Consider the following 23578-nt stretch of genomic DNA (forward strand, 5'->3'; position numbering starts at 1 on the left):
GCTAATCGGCTCAACGTCGGTTCGTCAAATGAATCCGCGTTCAAAACACGGACTGCCGACGAGACTCGCGATGTGGACGCATTGATTGCTGATGCTGGCGCAATGCCTGGAAACTTCAGCACTTTTGGCAATTGTTTGCGCCATCCCTGCGTCTTGCGCAAGCACGACACCAAGGCGCAAGGCGAAGATGGAATTTAACCCTGCGGTGGATGGGAAAATTCGATTTCAGTTCCCGGCCATGTGGCCGGAAACCTCGGCGCCGGCGGTCCTCGGCAACACCAGGAAACGGAACGACGCCACCAGCCCGATAACGCCGATCACCAGAAAGGTGACTCGAAAATCGACGAGGTCCAGCGCCGGCTGGGCCCTGGTGATCTGCGACAGGTTGAGGATCGCCGCAGCTATCGCCACACCGAACAGCATTGCCACCTGCTGCAGCATCGAGGACAGCGTCGCCGCCGAGCTGCGCTGCGCCGCGGCGACATCGGCGAAGGCCAGCGTGTTCAGCGCCGTGAACTGCATGGAACGCGACAGGCCGGCGATCAGCATCAGCCCCACCACGAGCGCCTGCGGCGTCTGCGGCGAGATCGCCGCGCAGGCCATGATCGATGCGGACGCAATGACGCCGTTGACGACCATCACCGAACGAAAGCCGAAGTGGCGCAGCATCGGCGTCGTCACCGTCTTCATCCCGAGATTGCCGAGGAAATAGGCCAGGATCATCATGCCGGCATCGACCGGGCTCATGCCAAAGCCGACCTGGAACAAAAGCGGCAGCAGGAACGGCGTGGCGTTGATCGCGACGCGGAATATGGTGCCGGCCGCAAGCGTCGAGATGGCGAAGGTCAGCACCTTGAACGAGGACAGGTCGAGCAGCGCATGGGGCGCGCGCCGGAGATGCCGCACCGCCAACCAGCCGATGACGATCCCTGCCGCGACCAGCAGCACCGTCGGCAGCACGCCGTCGTCGGGATGCGCGATACGCTCGAGGCCGCAGAGAAGGCAAGCAAGTCCCGCCGATGTCAGGAAGAAACCCGGCCAGTCGAGTGGCTTGGGATCGGCTTCACGGTCACCGGGGATGAAGCGGGCGACCAGCGCCAGCCCGATCAGCCCAAGCGGGATGTTGATGAAGAAATTCCAGTGCCAGGAGAGATAGGTGGTGATGAAACCGCCAAGCACCGGACCAACGACAGGCGCGAACAGCGCCGGCCAGGTGATGAGCGCGGTTGCGTTGAGCAGTTCCGATTTTGACGCGTTGCGCAGCACCAGGATGCGGCCGACCGGCGTCATCAATGCGCTGCCCAGCCCTTGCGCGGCGCGCGCCGCGACGAACTCGGTGAGATTCTCGGAGAAGCCGCAGGCGAGCGAAGCCAGCGTGAACAGTGCGATCGCCATCAGGAAGATGTTGCGCGCGCCGAACCGGTCGGCGAGCCAGCCCGACAGCGGCACGAACACCGCCATGGTCAGCATATAGATGGTGATGCCGATGCTCATCGCCACCGCCGGCACGCCGAAGGAGGCGCCCATCTGCGGCAGCGACGTCGAGATGATCGTCGAATCCAAGAGCTGCATGAAGAAGGCAATGGCGACGATCAGCGCCACACGCCGCGAACTGCTGGCTGGGTCGGCTAAAACGTCAGTCTCGGGGATGGCAGTCATGACGGACCGCTTTGAACAGCATTTGGCCGGCGGCGTCCAGATCCGTGACCATTCGCGCCGGCCGGAAAAGCCGCGACGGCTTTGCCGCCAGGCTCTCCACCGATCTCGGCAAGCCGGTCAAGGCTGTGGCCGACTGGCAAAGTTGCGTCGAGGCGCCGACATCGTCGTCGAGGCCTCGCGGCTGCCGGAACCGCAGCCGCTGCTGAAGACCGAGTGGATCAAGCGTGGCACGCTGGTCGTGCCCTATGGCACGATGAGCGCGGTCCGAAATACCTGTCGCCGGTCGGCGGCGCATCGGCCGGCTTCGTGCCGCTGCAGAAGACGGTAACATCGATCCTGGCCGCCATCCGCCACAAGGCCAATCCGGTGATGCTCGATTTCCTGCCCGTCTCCGAGGGCGTCGAGGACCATGCCACGCAGACGCCGCTGGCCGTTTCGAAATGCGCCGCCATGATCGCACTGTGGCGCCGGTTGATCGCCTTCGAACTGATGGCGGCCGCCCAGGCCGTCGACCTGCGCGACGGGCAGACGCTGGCGCCGCGCATGGCCGCTATCCATAAGGCGATACGCGCGCTGGTGCCGGCGCTGAAGGAGGATCGGCCGCTCGGCATCGAAGCCGAAGCGCTTCATGCCGCGCTTGTCGATGGGAATTGGCAGCCGATCTTAGCCCAGGCCGACCTTGTCGAGGAACAGACGTAGCTCGGCCGGGTCCATGTGCACCACATGCCTGTCCTCGGGATAGACGCCGCTGTTGACGTCGGCGACATATTCGGAGAATGCGGCCACCCGCTCCGCCTGCAACCGATCATATTCAGCGGCGAAGTTGCGATAGACCTTGGAGTGTCGTGGCATGTGGCCCCGATTCTGCCCGAGGATATCTTCGGCGAACAGATATTGCGCGTCGCAACCGGTGCCCGCGCCCATCGACAGCATGATCAGCGAGGTACGCTCGGAGATCGCCTTGGCGACCTCGACCGGCACCACTTCGATTTCGGCGCCGATCGCGCCGGCGGCCTCGAGCTGTTTCACCGCTTCGAACACCTGCATGGCGGTGTCGGCGGTCTTGCCGACCGCCTTGAAGCCGCCGGTCCATGTCGCGCGGGATGGAATGAGGCCGACATGGCCGATGACGGGGATGGCATCGTCCGCCATCCGCTTTATGGTGGCGTAGCCCGCGCTGCAATAGACCGCGTCGGCGCCGGCCTTGTAGAGCCGGAAAGCCCAACGCAGGAAATCATCCGATGTGCCGATTTCGTAGAAATTGTCTCCCGGCATGGTGAACAGGCTCGGTGCCGCATCGCGGTATTGCGGGTTGAGCACGAGTTCCGGCGGCACGGAGACGATATCGACCCCTGCCCGCTCGGCAGCTTCCGCCTCGTCCAGGGTCAGCACGCGCAGCATGGTCAGCTGACGCTTGCCTTTCATGGCGCGCAGGTCGGCGACGGTCGGTCTCTTTCGGCTCATTAAACGTTCCTCTTTTGCTTGCCGCGGTGCCGGATCGGTGTGCCGCGCTTCAGATCTCGATCATCACCTTGCCAGCTTCGATCTTCACCGGATAGGTCGCAAGATTGACGCAGACCGGCGCGCCCTTGGCCTGGCCGGTCTTATAGTTGAAGCGGCCATTGTGCTTTGGACATTCGATGATGTCGTCCATCACCAGCCCGTCGGCGAGATGTGCCTTCTCATGCGTGCAGAAACCGTCGGTGGCGAAGAATTCATTCTCCGGGGAGCGATAGATCGCGAAGGTTCGGCCACCGTGGTCGAAGCGGATGACATCCTCTTCCTCGACATCGTCCACCCCACACGCTTCAATCCAATCGGCCATCTCTGTCTCCCGCAACCATTCGCGCCCCTTATTCAGCCGCCGCCGACATGTCGAACTCATGGAATTCGCCGCGATAGGGCCTGGCCGTCGGCGGCAGCTCGCGCTTGAGGTAGTAGTCCTCGTATTTCAGCTGCCTGAGCAGGACCGGCCAGACCTCGCGATAGGCATGCCACATCGACGGGTTCGGCACGGGCAGGTCGTGCTTGATCAGCTCATGCAGCCTGGGCAGCGCATGATAGGGCACCATCGGGAACATGTGGTGCTCCACATGATAGTTCATGTTCCAGTAGATGAACCGGCTGATCGGGTTCATGTAGACGGTGCGCGTGTTGAGCCGGTGGTCGACGACATTGTCGGCCAGCCCGATATGCTGCAGCAGGCCGGTGGTCACCATGTGCCAGGTGCCGTAGAGGCGCGGCAAACCAATCAGCACCACCGGTATCCATGACCTGAGGACGACCGCGACAGCGATCGTCGCAATGTACACGGCAACATGCCACCGCGCGGCCGTCACGGCCTTTGCCCATTCCATTTCCGGAACATAGCTCTTCTCCTCGTCGGACAGCTTGCCGAACGCCTGACGCACGAGCGTCGGCAGCGAATAGCGGAAATCGAGGATGCCGGTGAAGGCCAGCGCCGCCTTCAACAGGTCCGGCGGCCGCATGACGGCGATCTCGGCGTCGCGGCCGACGATGATGGTATCGGTGTGGTGGCGGGCATGGCTCCAGCGCCATTGCACGGGATTGCGCATCAGCATGAAGGAGGCGATCTGGTAGACGACGTCGTTCATCCAGCGCGTGCGAAAAGCGGTGCCGTGGCCGCATTCGTGCCAGCGCGAATCGCTCGACGAGCCGTAGAGCACGCCGTAGACGAACAGGAACGGCACCACCCACCACGAGCCCCAGAACCAGACGATGCCGGCGGCCGAGCCCAGGATCGCAACAACCCAGATGATGGTGTCGCGGATCGCCGGCCCGTCGGAACGCTGCATCAGCTCCTTCATGGCCTTGCGGGGGACATCGGTGTGGTACCATTCGGCGGAGGCCAGGCCGGTCTCGATCGCTGCCCTGGTGCTTTCACCAACCAGGCTGTAATCCCGCTTTTTTGCCATTGTCGTCACACGGGCCTCCAATCTTCTCGCACCGCCGGCAATCCGGTCCGCCGGGCGAAGAGCTTGCCTTGAATACTTGTCGCGCTCATGCCGAGCTCGCCAGTCTTGGGAAATTGCCGGAGGGGCGAGGATAATCCTGTTCGGGCTGGCGGGCGATCGCCGCAATCCTGGCTTCGGCACCGGCGATCGCCTCCTTGCCGTCCAGCACCCGGAACACGGCGTCATAGGCGCGGGCTTCGTCATGCTCCAGCCAGAGCATCTCGCCGCGTTCGCGCGCGGCGAGATCGCCCAGCACATGATGGGTCGATGGTTCGATGCCCATCGCATACTGCCCGGCCTGGAAATTCTGCCATTGATAGGCGCAGGGCAACTGGTCCTTGCGCGTCACCACTTCGAAGCCGAGACCGAGCCGGTCGTTGACGACGGCCACCGGCACCTCGCCCTTTGCGTCGGCGTCCATTTCGTGCTGCCAGACCTGCTCGCTGAACCCCATTTGCGGTTCCGGCACTGTGCGGTAGCCGACCTTCTGCGCCTCGTAACGTTCCCCGGCATGCGCCGCCCACACCACGTCCCGGATCGGTGCCAGATAACGCGAGCCCCTGTCCAGAAGTGGATGACTGACATTGACATGGTAGAAATACATATGCGGCGTGCGATTGAACCCATGGTTGACGACACGGTCGGAGAGCCGGATCTCGTTGCCGCCGACATCGGCCTCGATGCGGCGGATGAGGTGCAGGTCCTCGCCGAACACCGCCGACTGCTGCACGATGCCTTCCGCCCACAGCACGCAGCGGTCGCCATCCCAGCTCTCGCCATAGCCTGTCAGCCGCGCGGGGATCGTCCCGACGCGGCCGTGCAGCGAATGAACCACGGTCTTCTTGCCCGGATAGTTGTAGCTGTCGGCCGGAACTTCCTCACGGCCCAGTATGTGGTCGAGCCCGCAGGTCACAAGCAGACCGGAAAAGGAACGTGCCCAGGCCAGCCCCCCTTCCCCCTCATGGTCGTGCAGGCCCGGATGGCGGAAGCCGCTCGGCGAATGCCAGCCGATCGCCTGGCCGTTGAACTCGCAATCGGCGATGTCCAGTGCCCGGTCGACCAGCACCGTGAAACGCAGGCCGGAGCCGGTGCGGAATTCCAGCATGCGGATGCCGCGCTCAACCCCGTCGCCGAGCGTCATCAGACGCACCCCGGCGAATTGCGACAGCATGCCGGAGCGTTCCGAGACCTGCCGGCGCGAGAGCGTCTTGCCGTAAAGCTCTACCATGCCGTCACTGCGCCCTCTTCATCAGAGCCGACAGGTCGGCGCCGGTGATGATGCTTTCCACGGTCAGCAGATCGGTATCGGCGACCGTCTGCTCGGCAACGATCTCGCCGCGGCGCATGACGATGATGCGGTCGGCAACCTCGAACACGTGATGGATGTTGTGGGTGATGAGCAGCACCGAATGGCCGGCCTGACGCATCTCCTTGACGAAGCGCAGCACGCCATGGGTTTCCTCGACGCCGAGATTGTTGGTCGGCTCGTCGAGGATAATCACCTTGGCGGCGAACTGCATGGCCCGCGAAATGGCGATCGACTGGCGCTCGCCGCCCGACAGCGTTGAGACCAGCGCGTCGGCGTCGAGTTTCTTCGAGATGCCGACGCGCTTCAGCAGGGAGGAGGCAGCATCGCGCAGCTTGGCGAGATCGAGCGGCGCAAACACGCCCAACCATTTGAAATTGACCGGTTCGCGGCCGAGGAAGAGGTTGCGCGCGATACTGAGATCCGGCGCCAGCGACGTATCCTGGTGGATGGTCTCGATGCCGAGATCCATCGCGTCGCGCGTCGAGCGGATCGAAACCTTCTGCCCACGCACATAGATGTCACCGCGATCGACCGGGAAGACGCCGGAGATCGCCTTGATCAGCGTCGATTTGCCGGCGCCATTGTCGCCGAGCAGGGCCACTATCTCGCCTTCTCTCAGCGTTAGCGAGGCATTCTTCAGCGCGCGCACGCTGCCGAAGGATTTTTGCAGGTTCTGCAGCCGAAGCACTTCTTGCATCATCGTCAGCTCCTTGCCGCGTTTTTCTGCAGCAAAGCATGCAGGATGAGCATGGCGAGGATGATCATGCCGACGAAGATGTTGTAGGCGAGGCCGGGCACGCCGACGAGCACGATGCCGTTGCGGATGGCGCGCAGCATCAGCGCGCCGACGATGGTGCCCAGGATGGTGCCGCGTCCGCCGGTCAGCGCCGTGCCGCCAACCACCACCATGGCGATCACTTCGAGCTCATAGCCTGTGCCGGCCACCGGCGATGCGGCCGAAATACGAAAGGCGCTGATCATGCCGGCAAGCCCGGCCAGCACCGAGGTGGCGATGAACAGCCAGATCTTGACGGCGTCCGCCGGCACGCCGCGCGCCACCGCCGCGTTGCGGTTGGAACCGATGGCGCTGATCCAGTTGCCGAGCTTGGCATAGCGCAGGACGTAGATTGCGAGCAGCGACAGGCCGACGAACCACCACAGCGAGGTGTAGAAGCGGAACGAGCCGATATTGAAGCTGCCGGCAAGCAGCGTCACGAAGAAGCCAGGCTGGTCCCACGACTTCAGCGGGAAACCCTGGGTGATGTAGAGGGCCGCGCCGCGCACGATCAGCAGCATGGACAGGGTCACCAGGAACGACGAGATGCCGATCTTGGTGACGATCACCCCGTTGATCGCCCCGATCGCGATGCACAGCAAAAGTCCAGCCAGAAGGGCGACGCCGATATCCACCCCGCCGTTCTGCACCAGAAGCATCACGACCACCGGCGCCAGGCCGAATACGGCACCGACCGACAGGTCGAACTCGCCGGCCGTCAAAAGCAGCGTCATGCCGAGCGCGATGATGCCGAGCTCGGGCAGGAACGCCATCATGTTGGAGATGTTGAGCGGCGACAGGAAATTGCCGTCCGCGATCGCGAATACCACGAGAAGGACGACGAGGATGATGAACGAGGAAAATTGCGGCGAGCGCATCAGCCTCGACCTGCTCCTGGCGCTTGTTGCGCCTTCTTCCGCGGTGACTGCCATAACGTTCTGAACCATGCTGCTTGCAAGGCGCCCGCCGCCGGCGCGGCGGGCGTCCATTTTCACTTCTTGTCGTAGAGTTTGAGGATCGGCTCGACGCTCGACGCGTCGTAGAGACCGAAAGTGTGGATGTCGTAGCCGATCGGCTCGCCCGAGGCGGCAAGCCCGAGCAGTGCTACCGGCATGAAGCCCTGCGCCGATGGGTACTGCCAGGCCGCAGCGTTGACGAAACCGTCCTGGACGGCTTGCGCCGTCTCCCTGGAGTTGCCCCAGCCGACGACTGGGATCTTGCCGGCCGCAATGCCTGCGCCGTCGAACACCCGCTTGATGCTGGCCGCCACGGAATCGCCCAACGCGATGATCGCCGGCGGATTGTTGGCCACCATGTAGTCGGTCATCTTGGCGATGATGCCGGCCGGATCGGTGCCGCAATCGACCACGTCATACTTGATGCCGAGCGGGTCGAAAACGCTGGCGATGCCCTCGGTTTCCAGCTGCTGATAACTGGCGCCGGGAACCTCGACGGGCAGGAACACCTTGTCGCCCTGCTTCACCATCTTATGGTCGACGAGATATTTGGCCCAGATCACGCCGGCCTCCTTGAGGTCGGCCCCGACATAGGCCTGGCGTCCCGTCGCCGGATCGTCGGTGTTGAAGAACACGATCGGGATACCCGCGGCCTTGGCCGCCTTGACCTCCTCGGTCCACAGGCCCGGCTGCGCCGACGTGGTGGCGATGCCGTCGGGCTTGGCGGCAAGAGCCGAGTTGAACGCCTCCTTCTGCGCCGCCATGTCGCCGCCGCTGAAGGAGATTTTGCAGGTCACCTTGAGCTGGTCGCAGGCCTTGGTCGCACCTGCGTTCCAGTCGATCCAGAATGCATCCGACGGGCCGCCATGCGAAAGCAGGTAGAATGTCTTCTGGCCGTCCTGGGCTTGCGCGGCCGAACCGAAGGCAATGGCGGCAAACACGGCGGCTGCCAGTTTCAATCCGAATTTCAACATCTGGTTTTCTCCACTCAATTATTGTCATGCCGGCGCGCCGCTCCGAAAGTCGGCGCCGCGGCCTCAGAGCCCGTTGGCGCGGAACTTCCCGTCGAGGAACTTCTTGGCGCGCGGCACATCGTCCTCGGCCAGATGCTCGATGATGACGGGGATGTTCGGATGCTTTTGCGCCAGCCGCTGGAGATAGAGATCGTAGTTCAGCGAGCCCAGCCCCGGTGCCGGCAGCTCGATCTCTCCGACGCCGCGGAAAGTATGGCTCTCCATGGCATTGTCGTCGCCGATATCGGCATGCTTTTCCGACTTGTCGCTGCCCGAGCGCTTGACGTCCTTGGCGTGCGCGATCTTGATCTTGTCAGTCAGCGTGTCGAACACCTGGTTGAGGATCTGGTCCATCTTGTCGATGTTGTGGGTCTCGAAATAGTTGGTCGGGTCCATCAGCAGGCCGAGGCCGGGATGATCGACCTGCGCGAACATCCTCACCGTCTCCTCGACGGAGCCGACGACGTTGTTGACATAGGTTTCGAGCAAGAAGACCGCGCCGTGGTCATAGGCGGTCTGGGCGAGGTCCGCGATCACCTTGCGGCATTCCTCGAAACCTTCCTCGGTCTTGTTCCTGGGATGATGCACCCAGTCGGATTCGGTGTTGTAGGTGCCGGTTTCCGAGATCACGTAGGGCGAGCCGAAATGACGGGCGTTACGGATGATTTCCTTGAGATGGCCGACCCGCCTCTCGCGCTCGGCTTTGTCGGGGTGGACGATGTTGGTGTAGCCCGACACGCAGCAGATCGGCAGGTTGTGGTCGCGAAAGACGTCGCGCACCTTCTTGGCCTTGTCCTTGGTGATCTGTCCGGCCGACAGGTCGACATCCCTGAAATGCAGATCGAGCTGCACTGTGTTGAAGTCGAGCGCGCGGATCTTCTTCGCCGTCTCTTCGAGGCCGTACGGGAAATAGCCCGTGAAAATACCTGCCTGCATCATGATGTTAACTCCTCCCTGTAAGCGATTCGAGTTGTTTGCGATTTTGTTGCGGTGATCAGATGGCGATTTCGGAAAGCTTGACCGTGCGGCCAGACTCCATGGAGCGGTAGCCCGCCTCGACCAACGCCATGGTCTTGACGTTGTCGGCGACGGAAAGTGCCGGCGGCGTGCCGGTCTTCACCGCGTGCTGGAGCTGCTCCATCACGCCGATGAAGGCATGCGGGAACCACATCGTCTCCCAGCTTGGGCTGACCCATTCGCCGCCGGTCGTCTCGGCCGAAGCATAGGTCAGCGTCGAGGCAGCGCCCGTCGGCCAGCCGATCGTGCCCTTGGCGACGCCCTTGGTGCCGTCGACGCGCCAGTTGATGTGCTGGTCGTCCTTGTAGCCTTCTTGCCGCGGACCGGACCAGACATCCTCCAGCGACACGGCGAGCACGCCGGACGGGAAGCGCAGCGTCGAGACGGTGATGCCGTCGGTGTGTTCGAAAGTCGTGCGCGGATCCTTGCGCGTCAGCGTGGTGATCTCATCGGGATCGCCGAACAGGAAACGCAGCACGTCGAGATGATGCACGCTCATGTTGGCAAGCGTCAGCCGGTCGTACTCCTCGAGGAAGCCTTGCCAGTGCGGGATCGCATGCATGTCGATCTGCGCGAAGACGACGTCGCCGAGCGCGCCGCTGTCGATGATCTGCTTCAGCACGCGCATCGACTGGTCGTAGCGCATGTTCTGGTTGACCGAGAGGATCTTGCCCGCCTTCGCCGCCTCGTCGCGCAGCTTCACCGCTTCCTCGACCGACAGCGCCAGCGGCTTCTGCGCCAGGATCGCCTTGATGTGCTTCTGCTTCAGCGCGTGGCGGATCAGCGCCGGCTGCTGGTCCGGTGGGAAAGCCAGGTCGATGATCTCGACTTGCGGATCCTCGATCAGTCGTTCCGGCGTGTCGTGGACGGTCGGAATGCCCCAGCGCGTGGCGACCTTCTGCGCATTCGCCCTTGTACGCGAAGCGATCGCCACGACAGGAAAGCCTGCTTCCTTATAGGCCGCGAGATGGCATTCAGCCATGATCATGCCGGCGCCGACGCAGCCGATCTTGAATTCGCTGGTGCGAACCTTCACGTCCGGCTCGAAGCCTTTGCCTGCCATGTCTTCCTCCCAGAATTCTGTCTTCGCGGCCGTCGTCATCTCGCCAACGCGCCTCCAGATGCTGGCAACCGGAGCCGCGGCATGCGGATCGGATCAGGCATTGGAATTCCCTCCCTCGGGGCCAATGTTTCCTCCACGAGCCCATGAGGGATATTGACGGCAGTCACGGAAGGCTGTCAACATCATGAATAATCAAAACACCTCACAATCTAGCAGAAAGGCGAAGGAATGCGTCATACCGGAATCCATACACCGCTCCTGATGCCTCGATTTGATGGGAAATCTATCTTCCCACGGCGATGCGATCCTGCCGGGCGATCTGATTTAGCCCGGCGGCTTGCGCATCGGCCAAGGCCGGATACATCATTTCCCATCAGAATCGCGGATGGCGAAGAGCAGTCGCCACCCGGCCGGCGGTCGGCATTGCGTGATCCTGATGCATTGAGGAGATGAAAGACGGTGCGTTCCACCCTGACTGACATAGCCCGGGAAGCCGGCGTTTCCGCCGCCACCGTCGACCGTGTTCTCAACAACCGTCCGGGGGTGCGGGCGCGCACGCGCGAAATCGTGCTCGAAATGGCGCAGCGTCTTGGCTACATCGCCGAAGGCGCGAACGGGGCACCTCTCAAGCCCTTGTCCGGCGATGTCATCCGGCTCGACTTCGCGCTGCCGGCCGGCACCAATTCCTTCATCAAGATGCTGCATCGCCACATCGAAGCCCAAGCCTTGGCGCGGCCGGATCTCGATGTCCATATCGCCACCATTGAGGGTTTCAATCCCGACCGGCTCGCACGCCTTTTGCAGGATCTGCGCGGCCAGACGCAGGGCGTTGGGGTCATCGCGCTCGACCATCCAACGGTGCGCGAGGCCATCCGCTCGCTGTCGGCCAACGACGTCAAGGTGGTGACAATCGCCTCCGACATCCTGCATGTGCCAAGGGTCGCGTATATCGGCATCGACAACCGCGCCGCCGGGCGGCTGGCCGGCTACCTGCTCAACCGTTTCATGGGCTCGGAACGTCCTGGCAAGGTGGCGCTGTTCGCCGGCTCGCTCTCCTATCGCGGCCATGAGGAACGCGAGATGGGATTCCGGCACATATTGGCCGAGGAATCGCCCAATCTGGAGATCGTCGAAATGCGCGAGATGCTTGACGACCGCGAAAAGGCCTATTCGGAGGCATCAGCCCTTCTGGAGCGGCACCCCGACCTGGCCGCGATCTACAATGTCGGCGCGGGCAACACCGGCATTGCCCGCGCGCTCAAGGAGCGCGGCCGTGCGATATCGATGGTTTTCCTCGGCCATGAGGTAACCGAAGGCACCAAGGAGCTTCTGCTCGACGGCACGCTCGACGCGGTCATCGACCAGAACCCGCGCGTCGAAGCGCGCGAAGCGCTCAACACCTTGACCCATGCGGTCCGGAGACTGCCTTACGAATTGCACCAGCCGAGGCTCCAGGTGATCTTCAAGGAGAACATCCCGGAGATCTGACACTCTCTGAAATGGAGCGGCGCCGGAACCCCTGCCCGTTCAGCACGCCCGCTACTGGACGGCCGCGACTTCCGCGCCGGCCGCGTCGACAAAGCTCTTGTCGATCCATTTGCCGTAGTCGATCGAGCCCTTCAAAAGCCCGGCACCGGCCATGAATTTCTCTTCGCCCTTGAGCGCCTCGATCGCATCGTCGGTCAGCCTCGGATCCTGGTGGAAAACGCCGTCCGCATAGGTCTTGCGTACCGATTTCTCCGACGACTTGGTCGCCTCGACGAATGTCTTGATCGTCTCGTCGGGATGGGCATCGGCCCAGCGCGAAATCTCGATGTCGACCTTCAGCAGCCGCTTGACCAGGTCGGGATATTTCGCCGCGAAGGCACCGTTGACCGAAATAACGTTCGGCACGTTCCATTCCGGATGGGTGCTGGTGTCGAAGAGCACCCGTGCCTCGCCGGTGTCGACCAGCTTGGCCGCGGTCGAATCCGTTTCGACGAGGGCGTCGATGTCGCCGCGCAGCAGTGCCGGGCCGGATGCCTCGAAAGGCAGGTTCAATCCCTCGACATCACCGGTCGTCAGGCCGACGCTGTTCAGCGCTTTGCTGAGATTCGAGTGCCGCACCGTACCGGTGAGATAGGCGACCTTCTTGCCTTTGAGGTCCTGCAGCGTCTTCAGTGGAGAGTCGGATTTGACCACGATATACGAGCCGCCCGACCGCACATAGCTCGACAGGCCAATCAGCTTGACATCGGCGCCGGAGGCGGCGACGCGCAACGCGGGATTGTTGCCGGTATAGGTGAATTCGATGGCGCCTGTCGCAAGCGCCGTCGTCGCCTCGGAGCCGCCATTGAAGGTGACAAGTTCGACCTTGATGCCGTCCTTGGCGAACTCCTTTTCCCACCAGCCGTCCTTCTGTGCGAGGACGAATTTGAGGTGCCCCGGCGCGGTGCTGCCGATGCGGATGAATTCGGGCTTGTCCTGCGCGAAGGCGGGCATGCCGCCAAGGCCGATGACGACGGCAATGGCGCCCTTCAGGAACAGCCGGCGAAATCCGTCGAATGCAATGTTGGACATGAGGAAAATCCTTGCTGATTGGAATGAGTGAACGGCTCAGATGAGCGAGGACTCGGACTGGCCTTTCCAGGCGGTCGCCCAGCGCTCGAACCAGACGAGCAAATAGTTGACGGTGAGCCCGATGACGGTCAGCGTCAGGATGCCGGCATACATGTCCGCCGTTTCCATCATCAACTGCGAGTTCTGAATAAGGAAACCGAGGCCGGATTTGGCCGCCAGCATCTCGGCGCCGATCACCGCGAACAGCGACGACTTCACCGCCAGCCTTGCGCCGGCGACAACAGAGGGGATGCTGGCCGGCAGGATAACCTTCCGGAACAGGTCGAAGTCGGACGTACCCATCGAGCGCGCCGCCTTGATCAGCAGCGGATCGACCGACTTGACGCCGCTGATCGTGTTGACCAGCAGAAAGAAGACCGAGGAGTAGAAGGTGATTGCCACCTTCGATTCCTCGCCGATGCCGAGCAAAAGGATGAACACCGGAAGCAGCGCGAATTGCGAGGTGTTGCGCAGCGTCTGCACAAGCAGGTCAGAGACCTTCTCGAACAGCGAGTAGCGCCCCATCAGCAGGCCGAGCGGAATGGCCACCACCACGCCGAAAGCGAAGCCGATCGCAGCGCGCTGCAGGCTGATGCCGATATGTTCGACCAGAACGCCCGAGGCGAGCAGGTTCCACCAAGCGACCAGCACCTCGCTCAGCGGCGGAAAGAAGATGCGGTTCAGCCAGCCGAGCCGTGGCGCGATTTCCCACACGAGAAAGAACAGGCCGAGCAGCGGCAAGCCGTAAAGGAAAGTCCCGTGGCTCGTCCCTTTGCGCCGGACCTTGGCACTGTGGGCGGTGATGGCCGGGACTCTTGCGGCGGCCGCCGTCTCGCCGGCGCCGGCAAACAGATGAAGAGCGCCGGCAGGGCCGAACTTTTCGGTAAGATAAGCCATGGCTCTACCTCCTCAATGACTGAAGGCTGGCGACAGCGTCCAGTCCTTTTGCGCCTTGTTGACCTCATCGCGCAGCGCGTCCCAGACGCGGCCGCGATATCCGTTGAATCCGGCGCTGGCGCGGATGTCCCCGTCGCGCGGCCGTGGCAGGTCGATGTCTATGATCTCCTTCACCGCGCCCGGCCGCGCCGTCATCACCACCACGCGGTCAGCGAGGAAGATTGCCTCGTCGATCGAATGGGTAACGAAGATCACTGTTGTCTTGATCTTGCCCCAGATCCGCAGCAACTCGCCCTGCAGGAGCTCGCGCGTCTGCTGGTCGAGTGCGGCGAAGGGTTCATCCATCAAAAGCACTTCCGGGTTGCTCGCCAAGGCGCGGGCGATCGCCACGCGCTGCTGCATGCCCCCGGAGAGCTGGTTGGGGAAACGGTCCTCGAAACCGGCAAGACCGAACAACGACAACAAATGGCGCGCCGTCACCGTGCGCTCGGCCTTGGCGACGCCACGCACCTCCAGCGCGTATTCGATGTTGGCCAGCGCCGTGCGCCAGGGAAACAGCGCATATTGTTGGAAGACATAGCCGGTCTTAGGATCCGGCCTGGTGATGCGCCGGCCGTCGAGCTGGACATCGCCGCCGCTCGCCTGCGTCAGCCCGCCGATGATGTCGAGCAGCACAGATTTGCCCGAGCCGCTCGGGCCGACCAAAGTGATGAACTCGCCTTTGCGGATCGAAAGATCGACGCCGTCGAGCACGGTGACGCGGTCGGTCTCCTCGCCGTCGACGGTGACGAACTGCCCCGGCTTGAGCAGAAAGGTCTTCTTGATATCGCTGACGACGATGCGGTCCATGTCCTGTCGCTTCCTATTGCGCCACGCGGATGCGGTGCGTCGGGTCGAATTCAGAGCCGCCGGCCTTGCCGCGCTTCCAGCCGAGCGCGCGGGCGTAGCCGCCGAACAGTTGACGTGCCTCGACCTGCGCTTCCGTGATGCCGGTCGGCCCCTCGGCGAACTCGGCCACGTAAAGCGCGTCGGTCGGGCAGTAGATTTCACAGAGAAAGCAGGTCTGGCAGTCGTCCTGACGGGCGATCACAGGCGCGCCGTCCTTGGTAGCGTCGAACACATTGGTCGGGCACACCTTGACGCAGATGTCGCATTCGACGCAGCGCGCGGCCGAGACGATCTCGATCATGACGCCAGCTCCGCCAGGCGCTCCGGCGCCCCGGCAATGCGGAAGTCGTCGACGCCGGTGATGACCAGCCGATGCGCGAGGGCCGGGTTCTTGCTCTGCAGATCGGTGCGCCGATGCATGCCGCGGCTTTCTGTCCGATGCAGCGCGGCCGCCACCGACCAACGCCCCGCGGCGGCGATCGACGCCGCCTCGCGCGCGCGGACCCGGTCCACCCCTTCGCCCCGCAGATGGTCGCGCACGTCGCGCCAGACACTCTCCAGCCGCCCCCGGCTTTTCTCCAAGCTCTCGCCGTTGCGGAAGAAATTTTTGTCGAGCGGCGTCACCTCGTTGCGCACCGCCTCGATGACCTCGCCTGCAGCGATGTCGGCACGCGGCGAGGCCGCCGGGCGCAGGCCGGCCTGACCGAGTGGTTCGACGGTGTCGCGGAACGCCCTGCCGCCGCGACGCTTCGAATGGGTCGAGGCGCCCTTGCCCGCCCACCAGCCGCTGGCCAGCGCCCAGGAGGAATTGACGGCGCCGCCGCCCGATACCGCTCCGGTCATGATCTCGCGGCTGGCGGCGTCGCCTGCGACATAGAGGCCGGGCACGCCGGTGGCGCAGTCGTCGGAGACGATGTCGATGCCGCCGGTACCGCGTACCGTGCCTTCGGCGCGCAGGGTGATGCGGAACAGCTCGGTGAATGGATCGACACCGGCGCGGTCATAAGGCACGAAGCAGTTCGGCTGCCCTTGGCGCAACCAGCCTTGCAGCGCCGGCTCCGCCTGATCGAGCCGCGCATAGACCGGTCCCCCGATCAATGCGCGCGCCACCTCGTCCTCGCGGTCGCCGATGCCGTTGCGCAGCGGCTCACCGGCAGGGCCCAGGATCGGCGATCCATCCTCGCGATGGAATGAGGCCCAGCGGAACGGCAGCCCCTTGTTCAGCGAAGACCCAAAGGGCCCCAACGTGTATTTGCCGGTAAACTCCATGCCCGACAGGCTGGCACCGGCCTCCGCCGCCATCAGATAGCCGTCGCCGGTCAGTCCAGTCCCGCCGAGGATGCGCTCACGGAAAGCGCAGCCGCCGGTCGCCAGCACCACTGCGTTGGCGTCGACGCGCCAGTCCTGGCCGGCCTGCCGGCCGATACCGGCCGCGCCTACGACGGCATCGCCATCCGACAGGAGTTCCAGCGCCGGATGATGGTCGAGCACGGTAACGCCAGCCAGAAGCACACGGCGGCGCATGAAGCGCATGTAGTCGGGCCCGCGCAGATTCGCGATGTAGAGCCGGCCGTCATCCTCGCTTGGGAACGGATAGCCCCACTCGGAAAGCCTGAGCAGGTTGCGATAGGCCGTGTCGACGCAGCGCAGCATCCAGCGCTGGTCCGCAAGCTCGCCAGTGCGCTGCCAGCGTCGCTCGACCACCGCATGCCTGTTGTCGCCCGGCGGTACGCACCAGGTACCCGTATTGGACGGCGCGGTGGCGCCGCTGGTGCCGAGATAGCCCTTGTCGGCCAGCACCACCTGCGCGCCGCTTTCGGCAGCGGCGACCGCCGCCCAGGCTGCGGACGGGCCTCCGCCCAGCACGAGCACGTCGGTCTGGAGTTGCAGCCTGTCGGACGCGGATTTTTGAGGCATGGACATGGATGCTCTGCGAAGGAGTGCGAGGCGCTAAGCAGCGCGCGCAGCGCCCGAGAACCACGCCGGCTCATTGCCGGCGCTCCATTTGATGTTGCAGCCGATCGACGGCACCTGGCCGGCGGCGGGCCTGCCGCCCTCCAGCACCGCGTCGACCGCCGCGCGCAGGTCGTTACCCGTCACCGCCTTGCCATTGCCCGGCCGCGCATCGTCGAACTGGCCATGATAGGCAAGCCGCCGGTCGGCGCCGAACAGGAAGAAGTCGGGTGTACAGGCCGCCCCATAGGCTTTCGCCGTCTGCTGCGAGGCATCCTTGAGATAGGGGAAGGAATAGCCGAATTTCTCCACTTCCTCGCCGATGCGGGCCAGCGTCTCTTCGGGATGCGCCTCATGGTCGTTGGCATTGATGGCCACCACTTGCAGCCCCTTGCCCGCATATTCCCTGGCGAAAGCGGCAAGCTGCTCGCGGATCAGCACGACGAAAGGGCAGCGGTTGGAGATGAAGGCGACGAGCAAGGCGGGCTTTGCATCGAAATCGCCGAGCCGGTGCAGCACGCCTTGGGCGTCGGGCAGCAGGAAATCGGCCGCTTTGGTGCCAAGCTCGATCGAGTTGGATTCTGTCTTCGGCATTGATGCGCTCCCTTCTTGCTGCCGCTCAGACGGACCATGCCGTGCAGCGCCGGACGAAGTTAGTCTATGAATTTAGTAGAATTATAGGCTAGACAACCCGCCTCCGGTCAACCGCGCCGCTTGGAATATCCTGCCAATGTTTCGGGCCGGGCGAAAAGTTTGTTCGAACGGAAGGCCGTTTTGAAAGAAATGAGATTTGGCGGGGAGCGAAGCGCCAACTGCCTTCGTCGTCCGCGTCGAGCTTGGTCAGGAAACGGTTTCCTTGCGGACAATTGCCCTGTCCCCGCCGACATCGATCGCGATCCGCTCGCCGGAAACAATGCCGTCAATCTCGCAGACCACCAGCGGCATGCTGATCCCGTAGAGAAATTCCGCGACGATGGCGCCCACTGCCAGGATCGGGTCAGGCCGTTCCAGGAGGATGCCGGCCGGCGCCGTGCCCCTGCGGATTGCCTCGGCCAGCACCGAGGATGAGGACGAGGAGCCGCGCCCGCTCGGCATGATCAGGATTTTCCCGGCGACGTTCTGGCCGAGGCCAGGATGCGAGTGATCCGTTATGTCGCCTGTCGTGGCATCAACGCCGCCCCAGAAGCTCAGCGGTTGCGAGAATACCAACGCCCGACCCTCGGCACTCCCGGCCAGTTGGAAGGTGCCGGATCGCTGGACGACGCCCGGTTCCACCGGCGCGGTCATGACGCGCCCCGCACGACATGCCCCACCGCGGCGGAGCGGATGCAATCCGCCATATCCGCGAACGCAACCGTCACGCCGATATTGCCCGGAGCGTAATGCGCCCATTTGCCGGAATTGGTCATCACCACGCCGTCGAGCCGTTCCAGAATCGCAGTGACATAGGTGCAGGTGTCGGCGACGGGGATCAGGCCGAACGCCTGTGTGCCATCAAGCGCGCCCTCCTCCTGCAATCGCGTCAGCGTCGCGCGACCGGTGTTGACATAGATCGGGATGCCCCTGCCCGGCGCGATGGCACGCAGCAAGGGTAGCAGGCGCATCCATTCCGCATGCGAGAAATGCGGAGTGCCCAGCGACACGGCCGCCAGCGGCGCCCCGTCGGGTACGCGCGACAGCTTGGCCAGTGCATGATCGATATCGGCGCGCGTGATGCGGATCGTCTCTTCCGGCGCTTGACCATGGAACGCCTCGTCGAGCGTTCCCGCTTCGGGCGTGATGCCGACCGCATGGAACAGCGCCACGGCGCCGGTAGTCGCTGCTGCCGCGCCCAGCGCCTTCAGCTGGTCCTCGTCGCGCGGCCGTGGCAGACCTGTGACAACCGGAACGCGATCGCCGCTGGGTTGCCCGATGATCAGTCCGACGCCGACGAACAGGGCGTCGCTCGGCTCTGGCTCAGCAAAGTCCAGCTCGAACAGGATGCGGCCGCGCCGGTTCTCGCTCAGATGCAGGCCCCAGGCCGGCGCGCGGCCCGTCATGGCGCAGCACAGGTCGATGAAATCGCCATAGCGGTTGGTGCGCGCGCCGATCACCGAATTTGCAAACACGATGGCGTTGGATTCGCCCCAGGCGATCTGCTGCCCGAAACCTGGCCGGAACCGCGTCTGGTAGGGCGCACAGGTGAAGGTCGCCTGGCAGCCGAGCTCGATATGCGCCTTCATCAGCCGCCGCGCCGGCGCTTCCTCCGCCGCCGGCATCTTCACCATGCCGGGATGGATGAGATCGAATGAGCCGACATTGAGCGTCGTCGGCACCTGCACGCGGCCGCCGCCCTCGACCAGCCGTTCGACGAAATCGAGCCCTGCCGTGCCATGGTAGAGGCAGCCATCGATATGGGCGCCGGCAATGTCGAGGAGGCTGTCCGCTCCGACGGCTTTGGAAAAGGCGACGAGGATCTTCATGGCCGCGGCCGCCGACGGCCCTTGCTCGCCGTCGAGCATGGATTGGTCCTCGGCAGTCAATTCCAACGTCATTGCCGCTCTGGCCCCTACTCGATCTTATGGCGCGAAGGAACGCCAGCAGTTCAGTGAACTACCCCGCAGGGATCAACACCGTGCTCTGCGGGGACCAGCGTAGTACGACATGCTGACCTTCCGCCAGCCTGTCAGCGCCGGTGTTCTGGACGATGACCTTCAGCGTCTGGCCGGCACGCTCGACAAAGTAGGTGCTGTTGTTGCCGGCGAAGATGCGTTTGCAAACCTGGCCCTTCAGTATGTTGGCATCGCCGTCCGAAGTTCCGGCATCCAAGGCAATCCGAATACGCTCCGGACGCACGGCGCAGCTTGCCTTTGCGCCGGCGGCAAGCCTGGCGCCGGCCCCGGCGGCGATCGTCGTGCCGTCCGCCAAGCGGATGCCGTTGCCGGTGGTATCGCCGCGAAAGATGTTGGCATCCCCGAGGAAGATGGCGGCGAATTCGCTTTTCGGCCTGTCGTAGATCTCCTCCGGCGGCCCTTCCTGCACCAGCCGGCCATCGCGCAAGATACCGATGCGGTCGCTCATCGTCAGCGCCTCTTCCTGGTCGTGGGTGACGAAAATGGTTGTGATGCCGATCTCGCGCTGGATGCGCTTGAGCTCGATTTGCATGTCGACGCGCAGCGCCTTGTCGAGCGCGCCGAGCGGCTCGTCGAGCAAAAGCACGCGTGGCTTGGTGACGATGGCGCGCGCCAGCGCGACCCGCTGGCGCTGGCCGCCGGAGAGCTGATGCGGCTTGCGACCGCCGAGCGAGCCGAGCTGAACGAGGTCGAGCGCGCGTTGCACCTCGGTGGCAATCACCGCCTTGGCCTCGCCGCGCACCGACAGGCCGAAGGCGACATTGTCGGCGACGCTCATATTGGGGAACAGCGCGTAGTTCTGGAACACCATGCCGATGCGCCGCTTCTCGACCGGTACCCGCTCGACGCTCTCGCCGCCGATGGCGATGCGGCCGCTGTCGGGAAAATCGAAGCCGGCGATTTGCCTGAGCAGCGTGGTCTTGCCGCTGCCTGATGGCCCAAGCAGCGCGTAGAAGCCGCCATCGACGAAATCGATCGAGACGTCGTCCAACGCCTTGTGCGCGCCGAAGCTGCGCGAGACGTTTGATACCTGGACGCCCGCCATTATTTCTCTCCGCCGAATTTGAAGAAGCGCGCTGTGAGCAGCATCAGCGCCATCGACACCACGATGATGATGGTGGAGACCGCGTTGATCTCGGGCGTGAAACCCTTGCGGATCGCGGCGTAGATCTCGACCGGCAGCGTCGTCTGCCCCGGCGTCGCCAGGAAGTAGGACACCACGAACTGGTCGAACGACACGGCGAACGCAAACAAGCCGCCCGCGATCACACCCGGCATGATCCACGGCAGCGTAACCCGGTTCGTCACCTGCCACTGATTGGCCCCGAGCGAGCGTGCCGCCTCTTCCAGCTCCGGCGCGAAGGTTTGCAGCCGGGCCGAGACGACGACGATGACATAGGGCAGCGCCAGCGCGACATGGCCGAGCAGGATGGCGAACAGGCCGCGTCCAATGCCGATGCCGAAGAAGAAGATCAGCATCGCCGTGCCGGTGATCAGCCAGGGAATGGCGATCGGTGGGAACAACAGCGCCTGCAGGAATTTCTTGCCGCGGAATTCATTGCGGTAGAGCGCCAGGGACGCCGCCGAGCCGAGCACGGTCGAGATGACCGTGGTGATGACGGCGATCTCGATGCTGTTCCAGGTGGCGGCGATGAGCTGGTCGTTCTGCCACAGCGAGGCGTACCATTCCGTCGTCCACTCGAATGGCAGCTGGTAGAATGGCGAGACGTTGAACGACATCAGCGCCATGATAATGATGGGCAAATACAGGAAGGCGAGCAGCACCGCGATATAGAGGCGGCCGAGCCACTCCAGGATACGCGTCGTCGCCATCACGCCACCCTCCGCAGCACCGGTGCGGCCAGCGCCAGAATGATCAGCACGACGGCCAGCAGAATGAAGGAGAGTGCGGCCCCCAGCGGCCAGTTGAACACGGCGACGAACTGGTCCTCGATCACCGTGCCGTAAAAGGTGCCGCTGCGGCCGCCGAGGATCCGCGGCTCCATGAAGGAGCCGACGACGGGCACGAATATGAGGGCCGCGCCCGCCACCAGGCCCGGCATCGATAGCGGGACAATGACCCGCTTCAGCACCTGCAGCCGCGAGGCGCCGAGCGAGCGTCCGGCCTCGAGCAATGAATCGTCGATCGCCTGCAAAGTGAGATAGCAGGTCAGCACCATGTAGGGCACATAGGAGTGCACCAGTCCGATGATGATCGCCGGATAGGAATACATGAGGTCGATGTTGATCTTGAACGGCAGCACAGCGTTGAGCGCGGTGTCGAGAATGCCGCCTTCGCGCAAAACCATCGCCCAGGAGAAGATGCGCACCAGCCCGTTCGACCAGAACGGCAGGATGACGAGCAGGAAGATCGCCTCGCGGCTGCGCCCCTTCAGCACCTTGGCCAGTACATAAGCCGCGGGATAGCCGATGACGATGCACCACAAGGTCACCTCGAGGCCGAGGCGCAGCGAGGCCAGCAGCAGCGTCAGGTAAAGGTTCTGCGAGAAGAAGGCGGCGTAGTTGCCAAGCGTGAACGCCCACGGCTTTCCCGTCAGCGGCAGGTCGGTCATGAACGAGAAGAACACCATGGCCGACAACGGCAGGAAGATCGCCACCGTCAGCCAGAGATAGGCGGGCGCCAGCAGCGGCAGTGCCGACCTCAGCCCGCCGCGCACTGCGACCGCACCCTCTGCTGCCATGCTATCCTCCTCCCCGGATTGGAAGGACCAACCGGCGCGAACGCCGGCTGGCCCTGGCGCGGGTTTTACTTCACGTCGACCTTGAGCTGCTGCCAGAGCGTAAGATAAGCTTCGCGCTGCGCATCGGTGATCGGAGCCTGGAACTGGATGCGCTTGGCGACTGTGGGATCACCCATCACCTTGCGGTTGAACGAATCCTCGGGCAACGCTTCCACCGCCTTGGTGTTGGCCGACACCGGTGCACCGACCTTGGTGACCCATTCGACATAGAATTTCGGATCGATCATGTAATTGATGAAGGCTTCGGCGCCCGCGACATTCTTGGAGCCGACCGGGATGGAGAAGGCGTCCAGCCAGGCGACGGCGCCTTCCTGCGGGATCACGAGCGAGACCGGCAGCTTGAAATGCGTCTTGGCGCGGTCGGCCGAACCGCTCCAATAGGTGCCGATGTCGATCTGGTTGGAAGCCACCATCTGGTTCCAGTCGTTCTCCGAGCTCCAGAAGGTCTTGATCTGCGGCATCAGCGAGGTGAGCTTCGTCTTGACCGCGTCCATATCCTTGATGTCGTTGATGTTCTGGCCCGTCGCGATGGCGCCGAACTGCACCGCCTCGACGGCGTCGTCGCGGATGACGACGCGGCCCTTGTGGGCGGGATTCCACATTTCGGCGATCGACGTCGGCGGCTTGTCGAAGGACTTTTCGTTGATGGCAAGGGCGGTCAGGCCCCACACCCACGGCACGCCATAGACCTTGCCGTCATGGTCGAGCATCGGCGAGTTCGCCTTGTCCTTGCTGATATCGGCATAGTTGGGCAGCTTGGAGGTGTCGATCGGCTGGATCAGCTTTTCAGCCATCGCCTGGTCGTTGAAGGCGGCGTTGATCATGACGACGTCATAGAGGCCGGGATTGGTGCGGATCTTGGTCAGCATTTCCTGTTCGGAATTGAAGAAGTCGTTGACCACCTTATGGCCGGTCGCCTTCTCGAAGGCGGCGATCGCCCATGGCTCGTCGGCGCCGTAGCCCTTCCAGTTGAGCACGTGCACTTCATCGGCCTTGGCGGCAAAAGTAAGTGCGGAGGTGAAGACGGCCGTCGCCGTCAGCAGGGCAGTAAAGTCAGGCATGCGCATGTTCGTTCCTCTCTTTTGTTTGCCCGCTTCCCGG

At 63.7% G+C, this 23578-nt stretch carries 24 protein-coding genes and 1 pseudogene; 3 read left to right on the top strand and 22 right to left on the bottom strand.

What is annotated here, in order from left to right:
* Nucleotides 1-225: 225 nt before the first annotated feature.
* Complete coding sequence (locus tag LB545_RS26935) at nt 226-1659, bottom strand: DHA2 family efflux MFS transporter permease subunit (RefSeq protein WP_140657760.1); 1434 nt, start codon at nt 1657-1659, stop codon at nt 226-228.
* Between the two features lie 40 nt (nt 1660-1699).
* On the opposite strand from LB545_RS26935, the pseudogene LB545_RS26940 reads away from it, so the two are divergent.
* A pseudogene (locus LB545_RS26940) lies at nt 1700-1924 on the top strand (ornithine cyclodeaminase family protein); the annotation flags it as partial.
* Nucleotides 1925-1965: 41 nt separating this feature from the next.
* Complete coding sequence (locus tag LB545_RS26945; RefSeq protein WP_411971094.1) at nt 1966-2358, top strand: aromatic amino acid lyase; 393 nt, start codon at nt 1966-1968, stop codon at nt 2356-2358.
* Here the strand turns inward: LB545_RS26945 and LB545_RS26950 are convergent.
* The 9 genes from LB545_RS26950 to LB545_RS26990 form a co-directional block, all read right to left on the bottom strand.
* A complete protein-coding gene (locus LB545_RS26950) occupies nt 2323-3123 on the bottom strand; it encodes a 3-methyl-2-oxobutanoate hydroxymethyltransferase (RefSeq protein ID WP_140515867.1) in 801 nt (266 codons plus the stop codon). The two genes, LB545_RS26945 and LB545_RS26950, sit on opposite strands and share 36 nt — an antisense overlap.
* A 49-nt stretch (nt 3124-3172) precedes the next feature.
* Nucleotides 3173-3484, bottom strand: coding sequence for a MocE family 2Fe-2S type ferredoxin (locus LB545_RS26955; RefSeq protein ID WP_140651064.1), 312 nt, complete (start codon nt 3482-3484; stop codon nt 3173-3175).
* 28 nt (nt 3485-3512) lie between these two features.
* Nucleotides 3513-4595 (bottom strand): fatty acid desaturase family protein, encoded by a 1083-nt coding sequence (locus LB545_RS26960; RefSeq protein WP_224706105.1) that lies wholly within the window; start codon nt 4593-4595, stop codon nt 3513-3515.
* Nucleotides 4596-4680: 85 nt separating this feature from the next.
* Entirely contained in the window at nt 4681-5862 is a 1182-nt protein-coding gene (locus LB545_RS26965; RefSeq protein WP_224706091.1) for an aldose 1-epimerase family protein, read from the bottom strand.
* A 4-nt stretch (nt 5863-5866) separates the two neighbouring features.
* Entirely contained in the window at nt 5867-6643 is a 777-nt protein-coding gene (locus LB545_RS26970) for an ATP-binding cassette domain-containing protein (protein ID WP_140499887.1), read from the bottom strand.
* A 2-nt stretch (nt 6644-6645) separates the two neighbouring features.
* Nucleotides 6646-7665, bottom strand: coding sequence for an ABC transporter permease (locus tag LB545_RS26975; protein WP_224706106.1), 1020 nt, complete (start codon nt 7663-7665; stop codon nt 6646-6648).
* 44 nt (nt 7666-7709) lie between these two features.
* Nucleotides 7710-8648, bottom strand: a complete 939-nt coding sequence (locus LB545_RS26980) for a substrate-binding domain-containing protein (RefSeq protein ID WP_224706092.1) — start codon at nt 8646-8648, stop codon at nt 7710-7712.
* 63 nt (nt 8649-8711) lie between these two features.
* Entirely contained in the window at nt 8712-9626 is a 915-nt protein-coding gene (locus tag LB545_RS26985; protein ID WP_224706093.1) for a sugar phosphate isomerase/epimerase family protein, read from the bottom strand.
* Between the two features lie 55 nt (nt 9627-9681).
* Complete coding sequence (locus LB545_RS26990) at nt 9682-10767, bottom strand: Gfo/Idh/MocA family protein (protein ID WP_224706094.1); 1086 nt, start codon at nt 10765-10767, stop codon at nt 9682-9684.
* Nucleotides 10768-11226: 459 nt separating this feature from the next.
* On the opposite strand from LB545_RS26990, the gene LB545_RS26995 reads away from it, so the two are divergent.
* Nucleotides 11227-12255 carry a LacI family DNA-binding transcriptional regulator gene (locus tag LB545_RS26995; RefSeq protein ID WP_140557930.1) on the top strand — a complete coding sequence of 343 codons (1029 nt, stop codon included), beginning with the start codon at nt 11227-11229 and terminating at the stop codon, nt 12253-12255.
* Nucleotides 12256-12306: 51 nt separating this feature from the next.
* On the opposite strand, the gene LB545_RS27000 is transcribed toward LB545_RS26995, so the two are convergent.
* From LB545_RS27000 to LB545_RS27055, 12 genes are all read right to left on the bottom strand, one after another.
* Nucleotides 12307-13326, bottom strand: coding sequence for an aliphatic sulfonate ABC transporter substrate-binding protein (locus LB545_RS27000; protein WP_224706095.1), 1020 nt, complete (start codon nt 13324-13326; stop codon nt 12307-12309).
* Nucleotides 13327-13362: 36 nt separating this feature from the next.
* Nucleotides 13363-14262 (bottom strand): ABC transporter permease, encoded by a 900-nt coding sequence (locus tag LB545_RS27005; RefSeq protein WP_140561053.1) that lies wholly within the window; start codon nt 14260-14262, stop codon nt 13363-13365.
* Nucleotides 14263-14274: 12 nt separating this feature from the next.
* Nucleotides 14275-15111, bottom strand: a complete 837-nt coding sequence (locus LB545_RS27010) for an ABC transporter ATP-binding protein (RefSeq protein WP_140499899.1) — start codon at nt 15109-15111, stop codon at nt 14275-14277.
* A gap of 13 nt (nt 15112-15124) precedes the next feature.
* Nucleotides 15125-15451, bottom strand: coding sequence for a ferredoxin family protein (locus LB545_RS27015; RefSeq protein ID WP_140499901.1), 327 nt, complete (start codon nt 15449-15451; stop codon nt 15125-15127).
* Nucleotides 15448-17073, bottom strand: a complete 1626-nt coding sequence (locus LB545_RS27020; protein WP_224706096.1) for an FAD-binding protein — start codon at nt 17071-17073, stop codon at nt 15448-15450. The genes LB545_RS27015 and LB545_RS27020 overlap by 4 nt, the downstream gene beginning before the upstream one ends.
* Nucleotides 17074-17100: 27 nt before the next feature.
* On the bottom strand, nt 17101-17697 hold the full coding sequence (locus LB545_RS27025; protein ID WP_140515885.1) for a thioredoxin family protein: 597 nt from the start codon (nt 17695-17697) through the stop codon (nt 17101-17103).
* Nucleotides 17698-17943: 246 nt separating this feature from the next.
* Nucleotides 17944-18390, bottom strand: coding sequence for an aconitase X swivel domain-containing protein (locus LB545_RS27030; protein ID WP_140521548.1), 447 nt, complete (start codon nt 18388-18390; stop codon nt 17944-17946).
* Complete coding sequence (locus tag LB545_RS27035) at nt 18387-19637, bottom strand: aconitase X (protein ID WP_140582300.1); 1251 nt, start codon at nt 19635-19637, stop codon at nt 18387-18389. Before LB545_RS27035 ends, LB545_RS27030 begins: the two co-directional genes overlap by 4 nt.
* Before the next feature lie 58 nt (nt 19638-19695).
* Complete coding sequence (locus LB545_RS27040) at nt 19696-20760, bottom strand: ABC transporter ATP-binding protein (protein WP_140657746.1); 1065 nt, start codon at nt 20758-20760, stop codon at nt 19696-19698.
* Nucleotides 20760-21548, bottom strand: a complete 789-nt coding sequence (locus LB545_RS27045) for an ABC transporter permease (protein WP_140499911.1) — start codon at nt 21546-21548, stop codon at nt 20760-20762. The genes LB545_RS27040 and LB545_RS27045 overlap by 1 nt, the downstream gene beginning before the upstream one ends.
* Nucleotides 21548-22417, bottom strand: a complete 870-nt coding sequence (locus tag LB545_RS27050) for an ABC transporter permease (protein ID WP_140499913.1) — start codon at nt 22415-22417, stop codon at nt 21548-21550. The genes LB545_RS27045 and LB545_RS27050 overlap by 1 nt, the downstream gene beginning before the upstream one ends.
* Before the next feature lie 65 nt (nt 22418-22482).
* Nucleotides 22483-23544 (bottom strand): ABC transporter substrate-binding protein, encoded by a 1062-nt coding sequence (locus LB545_RS27055; protein ID WP_140499914.1) that lies wholly within the window; start codon nt 23542-23544, stop codon nt 22483-22485.
* Nucleotides 23545-23578 lie beyond the last annotated feature (34 nt).

The sequence above is a fragment of the Mesorhizobium sp. BR1-1-6 genome, assembly GCF_020165355.1.
Taxonomy (GTDB): Bacteria; Pseudomonadota; Alphaproteobacteria; order Rhizobiales; family Rhizobiaceae; genus Mesorhizobium.